Below are 16,465 nucleotides of genomic sequence, written 5' to 3' on the forward strand. Positions count from 1 at the left end.
TTTAATGTTCTACTTCATTGTTTTTCATTGGTAAACTCATGGTAAATGTTACTCCGAGACCACTGTTTTCGGCTTTTATATATCCGTTGTGCGCTTCAATAATTCTTTTGGAGATTGCAAGACCGAGTCCGCTTCCTGTTGGTTTTAAAATGTTTTGATTTTTAGACTGATAAAATTTATCGAAAATTAGTTGTAAATCTTCTTCCGGAATATGTTTTCCTGTGTTGAATATTTTAATAATTAAAAAACCGTCTTTTTCTAAAAATTTAGTTTGTACCGTACCTTGTTCTTCTGTAAATTTTAAAGCATTTCCTAAAATGTTTTGAAATAGCTGTATTAGGCGTGCTTCATCGTAATTTAATGTATTTTTTGTGAGAAGGTCAACTTCGCTTATATGAATTTGTTTTTGTTGTAATAGATGAAGAATTGGGTTTAGTGCTTTTTTATAGGTTTCAATAATGTTGTGATTCTGAATGTTTAAAACAATCTCACCGTGTTGAAGTTTGTCTAAATACAAAATATCATTAATAATTTCGCTTAAGCGGTCAGATTCTGTAATGATGTTGTTAAGGAATTCTCTTTTGATATCTAAAGGAATATCGTCATCATCTGCTAAAATCTCTCCTGCAGAACGAATGGCGGTGATTGGTGTTCGCAATTCGTGTGCTACAGAATCCAAAAAATCGTCTTTTTGACGGTCTTTTATGATTAAGTTTTGGTTGGCATTTGTAAGTTCATCCGAAAGTTGTTTTAATTCTTCGGATTTTTCGGTTAGTTTTTTATTGAGTGTGATATTTTCTTTCGATTCTTCTAAAATATTGAGAACTTCTTTTAGGGAAATTTTATCTTCTTTCGTTACTCCTTCAATTAAAATTTTAGCAGAAGCAGTCCCGATTCTCCCTGCTAAAAGGTTTTCGGAAAATTTAATAAATCTAGAATCGGCAGTTTCGGTTTGCGAATCAATATTGTATTTCAAATTGAAAATCCTCATCGCTTGTTCGGTTTTTTTCTGACCTAAAAATCTTTCCAAAATATTTTTAATATCAGAAACATAAGCAGTTCCTCGCCAAATGAAAGCGTTTTCATGATTTTGAATATACTTATCAATATCCACATACAATTCTGCGAAATTTCTTTCGCGATAATTTCCTTTTCTGCTCACAGAAATAATGGAGAATAACGCTGTGTTTACTAACATAGACCAAAAGAAGATTTGAGGAATATGTCCTAAATATGATATTTTAAAAAAATCGAAAGCATCATACATTTCTCTTAAAACACCTTTTAATTCTTGGTTGTAAGAGAAATAATATTGTGGAATGATTAAGCCGAAATAGCAAATAATTAATCCAGCAATTAGACCTGTTACTGCTCCTTGGTAACTTCCGCGTCTCCAAAAAAGAGCACCAAAAAATGATGGCGCAAGCTGAGTGATGATTACAAAAGAAATTAAGCCAACAGAATCTAGTGAAGTCTTTAAAATGAAATATTTATAAAAGGCAAAAGCGAAAATAATTAATCCAAAAATAGAAAACTTTCTAATATTGGTAATGTTTCTGGTATTTTGAGCTTCGTTTTCAGCTTTAAATTTTCCAAGCAATCCGTACGGAATAATTAAATTGTTGGAAAGCATGATGGAAAGTGTAATCGCCGAAATAATTATCATTGAAATACAAGAACTTAATCCGCCTAAAAATACCAAAACAGTAATTAAGGTGTTGTTAAAATGCTGCGGAATTAAAATTGAGTAAAACTCAGGATTTACGTTTTGTCCGTCGAAAATTAATCTTCCTCCCCAAGCAATCGGAAAAATAAAGAGTGTAAAAATTAAAAGGTAAAGCGGGAAAAACCAAATTGCGGTTTTAATGTGCTTTTCTTGTCTGTTTTCTACAATTGCGGTGTGAAATTGTCTTGGTAAAATACAAATTGCAGTTCCGGAAATCATACAAAGAACCATCCAGTTCATTGCACCTTCAATTCCGTTGAAAGTGTTTTTTTGTTTAAAATCTGAGAATTTTGAAGCTTTGTCATAAATATCTTCAAAACCATCAAAAACAAAATAAATAACGAAAACTCCAAGAACGATAATAAAAAATAGTTTCAAAAAGCTTTCTAGAGCAATTGCTGAAATTATACCTAATCTTTTTTCTGATGCATCCACATAGCGCGTTCCGTAATATGAGGCGAAAACCGCAATGAGAATTACTACAAATGTGGCGCTGTCTGTCAAAAGATTATTAGACACAGTGGTTTCTGTAACTAAATGAAAGGTTTCTGAAATGGCTTTTATCTGAAGCCCGATGTAGGGGATAACCGCAAATAAACAAACCAAGGTGATAATTGCGCTGAAACTTCTGCTGTTTCCGTAGCGTAAAGAGATGAAGTCTGCAAGTGAACTTATTTTATTAACCCTCGAAATACGAACAATTCTTGTGTTGATATAAATCCATGCAGGAATAATCATAATTGGGCCAATGTAAATCGTAAGATAATCAAGACCGCTTTTTGCGGCTACACCAATGCTTCCGTAATACGTCCAAGCTGTGCAATAAACAGCAAGTGACAATGCGTAGATGTATGGGTTGTTGATCCAAATTTTACTTTTCTTCTTCTCTGCGAGGTGCGCAGCTAAGAACAAAAGGGCAAGATAGATTAATACAACAGCAAATAATGCTAAACTACTCATCGTATTTTTTTATGATTACGAAAGAAATGATGATTGAAATAGACCACATGGCGAACAGATACACTAAAATCATTGGATAGCCTAAAACTTTTCGTTCACTATTAAACAAAAGTGAAATTGGAATGCTAAAAGCAATAAGTAAAGCGAAGCTTATGATGATAAGTTTTTGTTCGTGTCTTTTTTTCATTTTCTTTATTTTTAAACCACACAGGCAATTCTGCGCTGTGTGGCTTTAAAAAAACTTAACGTACTATGTTTATTGTTCTTCTTTGTCTGAAGAATATTCTCCGGTTAATGAATAGTATCCGAAAATAGCCATTCCACCAACAATAATTGGCATAAGAACAAAGAGAATAATAATTCCGAAAACCAGGTCTTCTTGTTTCCCTGAAGTAATTTTGGGGATTCCCATTACAGTTGTACCAAAGTAGCCAACTGCAAGTGCAACCAAGATCCAAACGATGCCTAATATTTTTTTTAATCCGTCCATTTTAATAGATTTAAAATTAATAAATTTTTGAGTGATAATGCACTATTCGTGAATATTATTGTTCTTATTTTTCAGATAAATTAATCCGATTACAAAACAAATTCCCGCCACTCCAATTGGGTACCAAAGTCCTTCCAGATACCAAGTTGGATGTCCTGCGTCTTTTCCTGTTGTTACTAAGTACGTTGCAACGGCAGGAAGCAATCCTCCAAACACACCATTACCAATATGATACGGTAAAGACATGGATGTGTAACGAATTCTCACTGGGAACATCTCTACCAAGAATGCTGCAATCGGGCCATAAACCATCGTTACAAAAATCACTTGGATAAATACCATTAGAACAAGATACCATTTTGTACTGTCGTTTACGGTGATAGATTTAGATACTTTTGGTTCTTCAGCTTTTCCGTCTTTCATGGCAACGCCAGAAGGAGTCCAGTGTACAATGCTGTCTTTTTTCATTAAAGTTCCGTCTGTGTAAGAAACTTCTTTGTGGAAAGTAATTAAACTGTCGGTTGTAATTTTGTCGTGTACCTTTACGGTTCTTTTTTCAAGAATACCTTCTGCAGCGATGGTTTTTGTCTTTAGATCAACACTTTTAAACATGCTGTCATAAATAGGTCTGTAAGAAATAATCGCGATAATCATCCCTGTCATCATTACCGCTTTTCTTCCAACTTTATCAGAAAGCCATCCGAAGAAAACGAAGAACGGGGTTCCGACAAATAAAGCTGTAGCCATTAAATAATCAACCTGGATAGATTCAATATTCATTACTTTTTGCAAGAAACTCATGGCGTAAAACTGACCAGTGTACCAAATAACACCTTGTCCCATTGCAGCCCCGAATAATGCCAAAAGAACAAATTTAAAGTTGAATTTATGTCCGAAGCTCTCTTTTAAAGGGTTTGTTGATGTTTTTCCTTCTGCTTTAGCTTTGGCAAAAAGAGGAGATTCTTTCATATTTTTTCTGATGATGTAAGAAACTCCCACCATTAAAATTGAAATCCAGAACGGAACTCTCCAACCCCAACCGTCAAATTCTGCTGCAGAAAGAGAGGTTTTAGTAATTAAAATAACAATTAAAGAGATGAAAAGACCTGCAGTTGCTGTGGTTTGGATCCATGAAGTCCAGTAACCTCTTCGTCCAGGTTGTGCGTATTCGGCAACGTAAGTTGCGGCACCTCCGTATTCGCCACCTAAAGCTAAACCTTGCAAAAGTCTCAATAATAAAACTAAAACAGGAGCAGCGTAGCCAATGGTTTCATAACTCGGGATACATCCGATAAGGAAGGTAGAGAATCCCATGATTAACAAAGTAACAAGGAAGGTGTATTTTCTTCCAATTAAATCTCCTAATCTTCCGAAAAACAAGGCTCCGAAAGGTCTTACAACAAAACCTGCAGCGAATGTTGCCAAAGTTGATAAAAAGGCTGCGGTTGGATTGTCTGATGGGAAAAACTTTGTAGCCAAAACTACAGCTAAACTTCCGAAGATATAGAAGTCGTACCATTCAATTAATGTTCCGAGAGATGAGGCTGTAATTACGCTCCAAATGGTGCGGTTTTTCTGCTTCTCGGTCATATTCTCGTAGCTTTCGTGGTGTAATTCACTCATATTGCGTGCTTTTATTTAATTAAACAAAATTGAAATTTTCAGTTATTGATTTTTTTATAGATAAATTTGAAGCTGTACAATAAATTCTCCTTTAGAAGTAGGGCTTTCTGTAGCGCTTGTGTAGACGGGTCTTGTAGAGTACTGGGTAGTGATTTTTGCGTGATGACCATCTAAAAACCAGTTGGCTCCCACATCGAATTGTGAGGAAGCTTTGTCTAATGCTTCATAGTCTTTATGTGTGTAGGCTGCAAAAGGTTGTATTCTTACTTTTGGTTTTTCAGCTTGGCTTGGTAAAAGAACTCCGGCTTGAGCGTATATTACATTTCCTGTTCCAATCATCGGTTGTAAATTTCCTGGTCCTGCAATGGCTCTTTGCCCTGCGAAATTTGGATCGCTTGCAGCGATATTCATAATTCCTAAGTTTCTTAAATAATTAGGTCCGAAGTTGTAATTGAAAAATCCGGCATATCCTGAAACTGCCATTTTATGCTTTGCATTTCCTACAGGAATGTCTGCAAATGCATCTACAGCCAATAAAGTGATGTCGTGTTTCTCGATGTTAGAATTTACAGAAGTTCTCGTTCCTTCCGCTTGGTGATAAAAACCAGCTCCTAAGTTGAAAACTTTTTTAGTTCCCAAATAAGAACCTACTTTGAAAGGAAGGAAGTTTGATTCTGTATCTAAAAATTGATATTCAAAATAACCTGCTTTAGACCAATTAGGGTTTCCGTTATTGTCTACCGCAACTTCATTCCCCGGAACTGTCGTGTTTGCAGGAGTAAGGTCTGTTGCGAAAGGTTTGTTTAGGCTTAATCTGTACTCAAATTTGCCATATTTACCTTTTGCGAAAATTCCCATCTGTCTTGCAAACTGGTCAGAATTATCAATTAAAGGCCAGCTGAAAATAGGGGAGTCAACTGTAAGGAAGTTGAGTGTTGAAGCCATGGTCATACGCGAAAGCCCCATGTAATAATGAAGTCCACCTCCTAAACTTAAGCTGAATTTTCCAGCTTCACCCGGCATAACAACTGCATATTCGTTCCATGCGTCATGAAAGAAAAGTTGGGTTTTTTTACCATTTCCGTATCCTCCAGTTCCTGATGTTCCTGTAGCACCGCCGTTTATAAAGGTTTGATTATTCATTCCTAGATGCAGGAGAATCATGTAGCGTTTAGAGATTTGAGCGTAAGTTAAGATACGGGCTCTTCTGTTTCCTACATTCCATGTATTGTTGGTGGGTTCACCTGCAACCATGCTTCCGGGATTCATTTGCGTGTTCCTTAACCAAAACTGGTCCCAGAGAATAAATCTAATGTATTTGTCTCCTTCAGGATTGATGTTAATTTTTAATCCTCCTCCATAATCTGGAGAGCCTTGTCCGTAAAGCGAGTTGCTTATTAAGGCTAATCCAATAAATGTGATTAATTTCTTCATAAATTATCAATTTTTCGGCGTTAATTTTATGAAAGCCAAATTGGAATTAATAATTTACTTAAAAAAATTTAATATATATTTGTGGTAAGTGTATAGTTATCTTATAATTGATGATTGATGATTGATGATTGATGAATTATGAATGATTTTTTTTATCCTTATCTATTATCATTTATCATTTATCATTTATCATTCATTTCTTAAAGCGTTCCCATTTAATAAGCATGTATTTATCAGCAAATTGAGTGATTATCAAACCGGAATCTTTGATGTTCTCGGTTTTTGAGATGTATTCTATTAATTCATTCTGTTTTAATATTTTATACACAGGGTGGAACTCAGAATGAGGTGGTCTTGTAATATTGTACTTTTTTATCCAAGAACTTATAGTAACGTGCGAAATTCCTAAAATTCTTTCAATTTCTCTGAAGGTTAATCCTTCCAAATAAAGTTGTAAAGCTTTGGTTACGTAGTAATCGTCAATTTGTTTTCCTAGTTTTTTTACGGTGAAATAGTATTTGCAATCTTTACAGTGGAAACGTTGTTTTTCGTTGATAATTCCGCTTTTTACTACGTTTTTACCTTTGCATTTTGGGCAAGTATTTTCCATAAGTATATTTTTTTAGCAAATGTATAATAATTTAGCAAAATATGTATTTTGCATTAAGGGTATATTATCTTAATGTGTCTTAATTATAGATAAAATTATCTTTTTTATTTGTAAATTAAAGATTATTTATTTTAAATTTGCCAAAAATTTTAGATAAATAAATGGAAATAGAAATTTCCTCATCCAAACATTTAATGTACGTGAGCGAAATACAGCAGGAAATGTATGATTCTGCTCAGCGTCGAGGAACTGGTATTGCAAAGCGTTCTATAGAATATCTTACTAAGAAAATTAGCGAGGGAAATGCTGTAGTGGCCACTGATAAGGGAAAATGGGTTGGTTTCTGTTATATAGAAACGTGGTCTCATGGTCAGTTTGTTGCCAATTCCGGATTGATTGTTTCTCCTGAATTTAGACACTTGGGTGCGGCTCGATTAATAAAAGATAAAGTGTTTGCTTTATCCCGAAATAAGTATCCAAATGCCAAAATTTTTGGTTTAACGACTGGTTTGGCTGTTATGAAGATTAATAGTGATCTTGGTTACAAACCCGTAATTTACTCAGAGCTTACTCAAGATGAAGAATTTTGGAATGGTTGTAAAAGTTGTGTGAATTACGATATTTTGATAAAAAAGGAAAGAAAAAACTGTCTTTGCACCGCAATGCTTTTCGTTCCGAATAATAAAAAAGAAAATAGTGCTGAAAACAATCAGCCGGAAAACAGATATAATAATGAGCAAGAAAGTAGTCTTAGCGTTTAGCGGAGGTTTGGATACCTCTTACTGTGCTAAATATCTTAGTGAAACACTAGGGTATGATGTGTATGCAGTTACTGTAAACACCGGAGGTTTTTCTAAAGAAGAAGAAAAAGAACTGGAGAAAAAAGCCCTTAATTTAGGGGTGAAAGAGTACAGGTGTGTAGACGCTCAAGAAGATTATTATAATTCTTGTGTAAAATATTTGATTTTTGGTAATGTCTTGAAAAACAATACTTATCCTTTGTCTGTAAGTGCTGAACGTACAATTCAGGCGCAGGAAATTGCTAAATATGCTATCGAAACTGGAGCAGATGCAATCGCGCATGGAAGTACAGGTGCAGGAAACGACCAGGTTCGTTTTGACTTAATTTTTCAAGTTATGTGTCCAAATGTTGAAATCATTACGCCGATTCGTGATATGTCGTTGTCTCGCGAAGAAGAAATTGAATTTTTAAAAAGTCACGGCTATGAAATGGAATTTCAAAAAGCACAATATTCTGTTAATAAAGGACTTTGGGGAACTTCAGTAGGTGGTAAAGAAACACTTACTTCAAGAAATAGTCTTCCTGAAGAAGCTTTTCCTTCGCAAATTCAGAAAACAGAACCTTCAGAACTGGAAATTGAGTTCAAAAACGGTGAAGTGGTTGCTGTAAATGGTGAAAATTTTAGTCATTCGATTTATGCAATTCAAAAAATAGAAAAATTGGCTTCTGCGTACGGAATTGGTCGTGATATTCACGTCGGAGACACGATTGTTGGGATTAAAGGAAGGGTTGGTTTTGAAGCTGCAGCGGCATCTGTCATCATCAAATCGCATCATTTGTTGGAGAAACATACGCTTTCAAAATATCAGCAAATGATGAAGTCTCAATTGTCAGATTGGTACGGAAACTGGCTTCACGAAGCACTTTTCTTAGATCCTGTAATGAGGAATATTGAATCTTTCTTGGTTGATTCTCAAAAAACTGTTACTGGGAAAGTTTTCATAACGCTTCATCCTTACCGATTTATTTTAAACGGAATTGAATCTGCACACGATTTAATGTCTGATAAATTCGGAAGTTACGGCGAAGCAAACAGAGCTTGGACCGGTGAAGATGTGAAAGGATATACAAAAATTCTTAGCAATTCTTTGAACATATATCATCAGATTAATCAAAATATAAATTAGAAAAAGTCTTGAAAGGACGATTTAGTAAAGGATAGGAGGTAAATCTTATCAACAATAACATAAAAAAATGGTTAATCAAAAAGAGTTAAAAACAGTAGGGATTATCGGCGCCAACGGTTATACCGGAAGCGAATTGGTTCGTCTGTTGGCTTTTCATCCTTACGTTTCGTTGCGTTTTTTATATAGTCGTTCAAATTCGGGAACAAAAATTTCAGATTTGTATCCCGATTTAACGACGGTTTGCGAAATGGTTTTAACAGATGAGGTTCAGGAGGTAGATGTCTTGTTTTTATGTCTTCCGCACAAGGAAAGTCAGAATTGGCTGTCTCAAAATACGGTAAACGCTGAAACGTTGGTTATCGATTTAGGCAATGATTTCCGCTTGGATGGAAATTTCGAAAACAGAAATTTTATTTACGGATTGCCTGAAATCAATAAAAAACAACTTTTCGGAGCAAAAAGTATCGCAAATCCAGGGTGTTTTGCTACGGCAATTCAATTGGCTTTGCTTCCATTGGCTCAAAAAGGAATTTTGAATGACGTTTTTACCACAGGAATTACTGGTTCTACCGGAGCCGGACAGTCTTTGCAGTCAACAACACATTTCACCTGGAGGAATGATAATATCTCGGCATATAAAACTTTAACACATCAACATGTAGATGAAATTTTGCAACAGTTGATTGCTTATAATAAAGAAGAAGTAAGTCTGAACTTCGTTCCATGGAGAGGAGATTTTGCAAGAGGAATTTTTACGAGTTCTACGGTGAAAACAGAGCTGGAACTTTCAGAAATAGTTCAATTGTTTAAAGATTTTTATGAAGATGCGCCGTTTGTAACGGTAAGTGAAAAACCAATTGATTTGAAACAGGTTGTCAATACCAATCGCTGTGTGATTCAAATTGAGAAGAACGGGAATGTTGTAGTTATTCATTCAGCGATTGACAATTTGTTGAAAGGGGCTTCCGGACAAGCCATTCAAAACATGAATATTGCATTGGGTTGGGAAGAAAATTTAGGATTGAACTTAAAACCGATTGCCTTTTAATGTCAATAATCAAATTATTTTTTAGTGAAAGTTTCCAGTCTTGTCCCGAAGCTTCGGGATTGTTTCTTTTGTTTGACTTCGTCGAAATAACATTCATCGACTGAAAGGAGATAATCTTCGATTTCAAGGCAAAAGAAAATATAAAAAGATGAATCATTCATCAAACATCAATTATCATTTATAAATAGACATGAATTTATTCAACGTATATCCATTATTCAACATCAATCCGGTTAAAGCTCAAGGTTCGTTTCTTTGGGATGATAAAGGAGAAAAATATCTCGATTTTTACGGCGGTCACGCAGTAATTTCTATCGGGCATAATCATCCGCATTATCAAGCTCAGTTAAAAAACCAGTTAGAGAAAATTTCTTTTTATTCAAACTCTGTTCAGAATGTTTTGCAAACAGAATTGGCGGAAAAATTAGGGAAACTTTCTGGTTTGGAAGATTATAATTTGTTTTTGTGTAATTCTGGAGCTGAAGCGAACGAAAACGCTTTGAAATTGGCGTCTTTCCACAACGGAAAATCGAAAGTGCTTTATTTTTCTAATTCATTTCATGGAAGAACTTCGGCGGCAGTTTCAGTAACCGATAATCCTAAAATTGTAGCGCCGGTAAATTATGACGAAAGATTCATAAAATCGAAATGGAATAATGTTAAAGAGCTTGAAGAAATCTTTGAAAAGCATGGAAATGAAATTTCATCAGTCATCATTGAAGGAATTCAGGGGGTGGGCGGAATTATGATTCCTACCGCTGATTTTTTAGCTAAAATTAAAGAATTGTGCGAAAAATGCGGTGCTGTTTTAATATTAGATGAAGTTCAGTCGGGTTACGGAAGATGTGGTTATTTCTTTGCTCATCAGGAATTTGGTGTTGAAGCAGATATTATCACGACTGCAAAAGGAATGGGGAATGGTTTCCCAATTGGAGGCGTTTTAATTCATCCTAAATTTAAAGCAAGTTATGGTTTGCTGGGAACAACTTTCGGAGGGAATCATTTGGCTTGTGTGGCGGCAATTTCGGTTTTAGACGTGATGAAAGAGGAGAATCTTATCGAAAACGCACAGAAAATGGGCGAATATATTGAAAATGAAATTAAAGATTTTTCACACATTAAAACCATTCGAAGGAAGGGTTTGATGATTGGGATTGAACTCGATAGAGACTGCTCTGAAGTGAGAAACAGCCTTTTGTACAATCATCACATTTTTACAGGAAACTCGAATGATAAAGCGGTTTTAAGGATTCTTCCGGCGCTTAACATTCAAAAAGAAGAAACTGATTTATTTATCAGTGCGTTAAAAACTGTTTTAGAAAATCTTAATTAACCACAAATCGAAGATTTGACGAAGTCAAAAGTTACAAAAGTTTTATGATTTTAAGAGCTAATAACATATTTAAAAGAGCATTGAAGCTTATGAAAATCTTTGATTTCAACTTCTGTGTTTTAAATGTTTTCATAGTTGTTAACTAAAATCTAATGTGACTCATGTGTTAAAAACTTTTGTGGTAAAAAATCAATTCAAAATGAAAAAATTCACCTCTGTAAGCGATGTTGAAAACTTACAGGATATTATAAAAAAAGCCTTAAAAATAAAAGAAAATCCTCTTTCGGAAACTGAAAAAGGAAAAGGAAAAACCATCGGACTTGTATTTTTAAATTCAAGTTTGAGAACCCGTTTAAGCAGTCAGTTGGCAGCTCAGAATTTAGGTTTGAATGTTTTAACTTTAAATGCAGCTCAGGAAGCATGGAATTTAGAATTCGCAGACGGAGCGGTAATGAATGGCGATACGGTAGAACATATTAAAGATGCGATTGAAGTCTTAAATCAATATTGTGACATCATTGCAGTTCGTTGTTTTGCGGGAATGAAAAGTAAAGAAGACGATGTAAACGAAAGTATTTTAAGTCAGTTTGAGCAACATGCAAAAGTTCCGGTCGTTTCTTTGGAGTCTGCGACGCGTCATCCTTTGCAAAGTTTGGCAGATTGCATTACGATTACTGAAAATTGGCCTTTCGACAAGCTTAAAACTGACAAAAAACCAAAAGTGGTTTTAACTTGGGCACCGCACATCAAACCTATCGCTCATGCCGTTGGAAATTCTTTTGCAGAATGGATGCAGGAAATGGAAGTAGATTTTGTCATCGCCAATCCGGAAGGGTATGATTTGGATAAAAACTTCACTAAAGATGTGAAAGTGATTCATAATCAAGAAGAAGCGTTGAAAGATGCAGATTTTATTTATGTGAAAAACTGGTCTTCTTTTGATGAGTATGCAGCGATGCCGGAAGTGAAAGAAAATTGGATGTTGACGAATGAAAAACTTCAAAAAACCAATCAGGCAAAAGTAATGCATTGCCTTCCGGTTCGTAGAAATGTAGAATTGAGTGATGAGGTGATGGATGGGGAAAATTCTATCATTTATCAACAGGCAAAAAACCGAATTTTTTCGGCGCAAGTGGTTTTTTCAGAAATTTTAGATGAATTAAATTCTAAATAAAAATCAAACCTAACAAGTTTCAAAAACCTGTTAGGTTTTACACTCTAAAAAGAGGTTTGTATGAAAGAAAAATTATACATCATAAAAATAGGAGGAGCGTTAATTGATGATGAGGAATTATTAGAGCAGTTTCTTGAACAGTTTTCTGAGATTCAGGAAAAGAAAATTCTGGTTCATGGAGGTGGAAAATTGGCGACTACTTTGGCCGATAAATTAGGAATTGAACAAAAATTAGTCAACGGACGAAGAATTACCGATAAGGAAACGTTGGATATTGTAGCAATGGTTTATGCAGGCGGAATCAATAAAAATATTGTCGCTAAACTTCAGCAAAAGAAATGTAAAGCGATTGGTTTTTCTGGGGCAGATGCCAATTTAATTAAAGCAACAAAAAGAGAGCACGAAGAAATAGATTTTGGCTTTGTAGGCGATATTACCGAAAAAAGTGTGAATAAAAAATTGATTTCTAAGTTGTTAAAATTAAATCTTGTTCCTGTTTTTTCTGCAATTACACACGACAAAAAAGGACATCTTTTCAATACCAATGCCGATACAATTGCATCGGTGATTGCTCAATCTTTATCGGTAAAATATGATGTTGAATTGTTGTATTGTTTTGATAAAGAAGGTGTTTTGGAAGATGTAAACAATCCTGAATCTGTCATTAAAAATATTTCGGAAGAAGAATTTTCAAATTTAAAAGAGGAAGGAAAGCTTCATAAAGGAATTCTTCCAAAGCTTGAAAATGCTCTTGGAGCGATTAAAAATAATGTAAGCAAGGTTTTTTTAATAAAAGAAACCCAACTAAAAAACCATATAGAAAACCATCATGCAGGAACTGAAATCTGTTTATAGTAAAGAAGAATTGCTCAATAATGCTATTGAATTATTAAAAAAACTGATTGAAATTCCGTCATTCAGCAAAGATGAGTTTAATACGTCGGTAGAGATTGAAAACTTTTTTAAAAAGCATCAAATTCCAACGAAACGTTTTAAAAACAATATTTGGGCGGTGAATAAAAACTTTGATGTTTTTAAACCTTCCATTTTACTGAATACACATCACGATACGGTAAAGCCTAACAAAGCGTACACGTTAGACCCATTTTTACCGATTGAAAAAGATGGAAAATTGTTTGGTTTGGGTAGCAACGATGCAGGAGCTTCTCTGGTTTCGATGTCGCAGGTTTTCTTGCACTTTTTCGATAAAGAAGATTTGCAATACAATTTAATTATTGCTTTAACAGCCGAAGAAGAAATTTCTGGTTTTGATGGTATTGAAGCGCTTTTTCCTCTGCTTCCAAACATTGAATTGGCGATTGTAGGAGAACCAACGCAAATGAATTTAGCTATTGCAGAAAAAGGCTTGTTGGTAATTGATGGCGAAATGAAAGGAACGCCTTCTCATGCTGCACATCCGAATTCTGATAATTCGATTGTGAAATGTATGGAAGATTTGCAGCAGATTTTGCAGTTCAAATTTCCAAAAGTTTCGGATTATTTGGGAGAAGTAAAAATTACGTTGTCGGGAATTCACGCCGGAGTTCAGCATAATGTGGTTCCGGAATCTTGTACTTTTACTTTGGATGTAAGAGTTACCGATGAATACAGTAATAAGGAAGCGTTTGAAATCATTCAGTCGCAGATGAAATCTTCATTGACAGCGAGGTCTTTCAGGTTGAATTCATCCAAAATAGAAATGAATCACCCTTTTGTACAAGCAGGTTTGGAAATAGGAAGGACAACGTATGGTTCGCCTACTTCTTCAGATCAGGCGATTATTCCGTGTACATCGGTAAAAATCGGTCCGGGAGACAGTACGCGTTCTCATACAGCCGATGAATTTATTTTCATCGATGAAATCGCAGAAGGTATTGAAATTTATATTAAGATTCTGGAGAAGGTTTTATAGGTTGGAAGTTGGAAGCTGGATAATGGAAGTTTATAAAGTTTTTTACTACAAAGACAGTTTCCGCAATGAATCTTTTGAGTTGTCATTCAGAACATAAACTTGAAGTTTACGAACATTGTTCAGAAAGTGGAGTGAAGAATCTTTTTTAAATAAAAAAATAGATTTCTCCTTTGTCGAAATAACAAAAAATATTAAATAAAAGGAAGATAAAGAAGTTGGTAGAAAACTTCCAGCATCAAGCTTCCATCTTCCAACAAAAAAAGAAATTACATGAAAAAAATATGGCAAAAAGACGATAATGCCACAAATAAATTAGTAAATAAATTTACAGTCGGGAAAGACCTTGATTTTGATGAGCGTTTGGCGAAATACGATGTAAAAGGTTCGATGGCGCACTGTAAAATGTTGGCGGAAGTCGGGATTATTTCAAGCGAAGAATCGGAGCAAATGCTTGTGGTTCTTGACGAAATTTTAGAAAATATAGAAAAAGGAAATTTTGAGATTGATGCTTCTGCGGAAGATATTCATTCTCAAATCGAATCTATTTTAATTGAAAAATTAGGCGATATTGGAAAGAAAATTCACACCGCTCGTTCAAGAAACGACCAGGTTTTGTTGGATATTAAGTTGTATTTACTCGATGAAATTCGTGAAATCACTGCTTTAACGGATGAATTCTTTCAAATTTTAATCAAATTAGCGGAACAACATAAAAATGTGTTGCTTCCGGGTTACACGCATTTGCAAATTGCGATGCCTTCTTCGTTTGGTTTGTGGTTTGGAGCGTATGCAGAAGCGTTGTTGGATGATGTTGAAATGTTGTTTTCTGTGAAAAATATCATCAATAAAAATCCATTAGGTTCAGCAGCGGGTTACGGTTCGTCTTTCCCGATTGACCGTGAAAGTACGACTTACAATCTTGGTTTTCAATCGATGAATTACAATTCGGTGTATGCTCAAATGACACGAGGAAAGTCTGAAAAAATGCTTTCGATGGCGATGGCAACTTTGGCGGGAACATTAGGAAAGTTTTCTTATGATGTTTGTCTGTATTTAAGTCAAAACTTTGATTTTATTAGCTTTCCGAAGGAATTTACAACGGGAAGCAGCATTATGCCGCACAAGAAAAATCCGGATATTTTCGAGTTGGTTCGTGCGCGTTGCAACAGAATTCAGGCTTTGCCGAATGAATTTATTTTGTTGACGAATAATCTTCCATCGGGTTATCATCGTGATATGCAATTAACGAAGGAAATTCTTTTCCCAGCTATTGATTCTTTAAAGGAATGTTTGGAAATTATAAATTACACGTTGCCAAATATTCAGGTGAAAGAAGGGATTTTAGAAGACGAAAAGTATAAATATTTATTCAGCGTAGAAAAGATAAATGAAGAAGTGAAAAACGGAAGCTCATTCCGTGATGCCTATGTAAAAGTAGGGCAGGAGATTGAAACTCATTCGTTTGATTTTGAAATTGAAAATTTAAATCATACACATCAAGGAAGTATTGGGAATCTTTGTTTGGACAAGGTTGAATATCAGTTTAATAAACTGAAGGGGAAATTATTGGGTTAAAAAATAAATTACCTCTTCTAAAATATTTTAAAAGAGGTAATTTTTATTTTTTCCACTTAGAATCAATCCAAATCAATCTTAAACTTAGTAGACTTTTTCACTTCATGCAAGACAATAGAACTGTGATATTGCCCAATATTCGGAATATTTGAAATAACATTTACCGTAAAATCATTGTAAGAATTGATGTCTTTTGCGATAATTTTTAGCATATAATCGTATTCGCCGGAAAGACTGATGATTTCCTGAACTTCATCGTGCTGCATAATGTTTTTCTCAAAAGTTTCAAGCACCTTTTTAGATTGCTCTTTCAGACGAACGTTGCAATAGACGACGATATTTAAACCTAGTTTTTCACGGTTTAAAAGTCCGACATATTTTTCGATAATTCCGTTTTTCTCCAACTGTTTGATGCGTTCATAGGTTGGGGTAAAGGTAAGACCAATCCTTTCAGAGATTTCTTTTACTGATAAGGTAGAGTCTTCCTGAAGAATACTGAGAATCATTCTGTCTTTTAAATCCATAAAATTATAAGGTTGAATAAAAACAAAAATAAGATTTATAATTGGAACTCAAGCTAAGAACAGTGTTTTTTAATTTATCCTCAATAAGATTTTGTCAGTTTCAAGAATTGTTATATCTTTGCACCTA

The 16,465-nt window shown here is 34.7% G+C and carries 15 protein-coding genes; 8 read left to right on the top strand and 7 right to left on the bottom strand.

Annotated elements, in window-relative coordinates; translation table 11 throughout:
- Position 1: 1 nt before the first annotated feature.
- The 6 genes from AC2A1D_RS06500 to AC2A1D_RS06525 form a co-directional block, all read right to left on the bottom strand.
- Complete coding sequence (locus AC2A1D_RS06500) at positions 2-2,686, bottom strand: ATP-binding protein (RefSeq protein ID WP_484042820.1); 2,685 nt, start codon at positions 2,684-2,686, stop codon at positions 2-4.
- Positions 2,679-2,873, bottom strand: a complete 195-nt coding sequence (locus tag AC2A1D_RS06505; RefSeq protein ID WP_484042821.1) for a hypothetical protein — start codon at positions 2,871-2,873, stop codon at positions 2,679-2,681. Before AC2A1D_RS06505 ends, AC2A1D_RS06500 begins: the two co-directional genes overlap by 8 nt.
- A gap of 69 nt (positions 2,874-2,942) precedes the next feature.
- Positions 2,943-3,176 carry a DUF6814 family protein gene (locus AC2A1D_RS06510; RefSeq protein ID WP_484042822.1) on the bottom strand — a complete coding sequence of 78 codons (234 nt, stop codon included), beginning with the start codon at positions 3,174-3,176 and terminating at the stop codon, positions 2,943-2,945.
- Positions 3,177-3,218: 42 nt separating this feature from the next.
- Positions 3,219-4,799, bottom strand: coding sequence for an MFS transporter (locus tag AC2A1D_RS06515; protein ID WP_484042823.1), 1,581 nt, complete (start codon positions 4,797-4,799; stop codon positions 3,219-3,221).
- 54 nt (positions 4,800-4,853) lie between these two features.
- Entirely contained in the window at positions 4,854-6,233 is a 1,380-nt protein-coding gene (locus AC2A1D_RS06520) for a porin (RefSeq protein WP_484042824.1), read from the bottom strand.
- A 193-nt stretch (positions 6,234-6,426) separates the two neighbouring features.
- Positions 6,427-6,843 carry an IS1/IS1595 family N-terminal zinc-binding domain-containing protein gene (locus AC2A1D_RS06525; protein WP_484042825.1) on the bottom strand — a complete coding sequence of 139 codons (417 nt, stop codon included), beginning with the start codon at positions 6,841-6,843 and terminating at the stop codon, positions 6,427-6,429.
- Between the two features lie 161 nt (positions 6,844-7,004).
- Here AC2A1D_RS06525 and AC2A1D_RS06530 point away from each other — a divergent pair, with 161 nt between their 5' ends.
- From AC2A1D_RS06530 to argH, 8 genes are all read left to right on the top strand, one after another.
- Complete coding sequence (locus tag AC2A1D_RS06530) at positions 7,005-7,604, top strand: GNAT family N-acetyltransferase (protein WP_484042826.1); 600 nt, start codon at positions 7,005-7,007, stop codon at positions 7,602-7,604.
- Complete coding sequence (gene argG, locus AC2A1D_RS06535) at positions 7,576-8,772, top strand: argininosuccinate synthase (RefSeq protein ID WP_484042827.1); 1,197 nt, start codon at positions 7,576-7,578, stop codon at positions 8,770-8,772. Before AC2A1D_RS06530 ends, argG begins: the two co-directional genes overlap by 29 nt.
- Positions 8,773-8,839: 67 nt before the next feature.
- Entirely contained in the window at positions 8,840-9,820 is a 981-nt protein-coding gene (gene argC, locus AC2A1D_RS06540; RefSeq protein ID WP_484042828.1) for an N-acetyl-gamma-glutamyl-phosphate reductase, read from the top strand.
- A gap of 190 nt (positions 9,821-10,010) precedes the next feature.
- A complete protein-coding gene (locus AC2A1D_RS06545; protein WP_484042829.1) occupies positions 10,011-11,153 on the top strand; it encodes an aspartate aminotransferase family protein in 1,143 nt (380 codons plus the stop codon).
- Between the two features lie 199 nt (positions 11,154-11,352).
- Positions 11,353-12,327 carry a Rossmann-fold NAD(P)-binding domain-containing protein gene (locus AC2A1D_RS06550; protein ID WP_484042830.1) on the top strand — a complete coding sequence of 325 codons (975 nt, stop codon included), beginning with the start codon at positions 11,353-11,355 and terminating at the stop codon, positions 12,325-12,327.
- 60 nt (positions 12,328-12,387) lie between these two features.
- The gene (argB, locus tag AC2A1D_RS06555; protein ID WP_484042831.1) at positions 12,388-13,182 is read left to right on the top strand and encodes an acetylglutamate kinase; all 795 of its coding nucleotides are present in this window, start codon (positions 12,388-12,390) and stop codon (positions 13,180-13,182) included.
- The gene (locus tag AC2A1D_RS06560; protein WP_484042832.1) at positions 13,157-14,239 is read left to right on the top strand and encodes a M20 family metallo-hydrolase; all 1,083 of its coding nucleotides are present in this window, start codon (positions 13,157-13,159) and stop codon (positions 14,237-14,239) included. The genes argB and AC2A1D_RS06560 overlap by 26 nt, the downstream gene beginning before the upstream one ends.
- A 270-nt stretch (positions 14,240-14,509) precedes the next feature.
- The gene (gene argH / locus AC2A1D_RS06565; RefSeq protein WP_484042833.1) at positions 14,510-15,814 is read left to right on the top strand and encodes an argininosuccinate lyase; all 1,305 of its coding nucleotides are present in this window, start codon (positions 14,510-14,512) and stop codon (positions 15,812-15,814) included.
- A 62-nt stretch (positions 15,815-15,876) separates the two neighbouring features.
- On the opposite strand, the gene AC2A1D_RS06570 is transcribed toward argH, so the two are convergent.
- Entirely contained in the window at positions 15,877-16,338 is a 462-nt protein-coding gene (locus AC2A1D_RS06570; RefSeq protein ID WP_484042834.1) for an Lrp/AsnC family transcriptional regulator, read from the bottom strand.
- Positions 16,339-16,465: the final 127 nt, after the last annotated feature.

The sequence above is a fragment of the Chryseobacterium sp. HNCC26DJ239 genome, assembly GCF_057180445.1.

What these genes read in the sequence shown, in the direction of transcription:
- AC2A1D_RS06500 (WP_484042820.1), bottom strand. Translation starts at nt 2,686, where the DNA reads ATGAGTAGTTTAGCATTATTTGCTGTTGTATTAATCTATCTTGCCCTT.
- AC2A1D_RS06505 (WP_484042821.1), bottom strand. Translation starts at nt 2,873, where the DNA reads ATGAAAAAAAGACACGAACAAAAACTTATCATCATAAGCTTCGCTTTA.
- AC2A1D_RS06510 (WP_484042822.1), bottom strand. Translation starts at nt 3,176, where the DNA reads ATGGACGGATTAAAAAAAATATTAGGCATCGTTTGGATCTTGGTTGCA.
- AC2A1D_RS06515 (WP_484042823.1), bottom strand. Translation starts at nt 4,799, where the DNA reads ATGAGTGAATTACACCACGAAAGCTACGAGAATATGACCGAGAAGCAG.
- AC2A1D_RS06520 (WP_484042824.1), bottom strand. Translation starts at nt 6,233, where the DNA reads ATGAAGAAATTAATCACATTTATTGGATTAGCCTTAATAAGCAACTCG.
- AC2A1D_RS06525 (WP_484042825.1), bottom strand. Translation starts at nt 6,843, where the DNA reads ATGGAAAATACTTGCCCAAAATGCAAAGGTAAAAACGTAGTAAAAAGC.
- AC2A1D_RS06530 (WP_484042826.1), top strand. Translation starts at nt 7,005, where the DNA reads ATGGAAATAGAAATTTCCTCATCCAAACATTTAATGTACGTGAGCGAA.
- argG (WP_484042827.1), top strand. Translation starts at nt 7,576, where the DNA reads ATGAGCAAGAAAGTAGTCTTAGCGTTTAGCGGAGGTTTGGATACCTCT.
- argC (WP_484042828.1), top strand. Translation starts at nt 8,840, where the DNA reads ATGGTTAATCAAAAAGAGTTAAAAACAGTAGGGATTATCGGCGCCAAC.
- AC2A1D_RS06545 (WP_484042829.1), top strand. Translation starts at nt 10,011, where the DNA reads ATGAATTTATTCAACGTATATCCATTATTCAACATCAATCCGGTTAAA.
- AC2A1D_RS06550 (WP_484042830.1), top strand. Translation starts at nt 11,353, where the DNA reads ATGAAAAAATTCACCTCTGTAAGCGATGTTGAAAACTTACAGGATATT.
- argB (WP_484042831.1), top strand. Translation starts at nt 12,388, where the DNA reads ATGAAAGAAAAATTATACATCATAAAAATAGGAGGAGCGTTAATTGAT.
- AC2A1D_RS06560 (WP_484042832.1), top strand. Translation starts at nt 13,157, where the DNA reads ATGCAGGAACTGAAATCTGTTTATAGTAAAGAAGAATTGCTCAATAAT.
- argH (WP_484042833.1), top strand. Translation starts at nt 14,510, where the DNA reads ATGAAAAAAATATGGCAAAAAGACGATAATGCCACAAATAAATTAGTA.
- AC2A1D_RS06570 (WP_484042834.1), bottom strand. Translation starts at nt 16,338, where the DNA reads ATGGATTTAAAAGACAGAATGATTCTCAGTATTCTTCAGGAAGACTCT.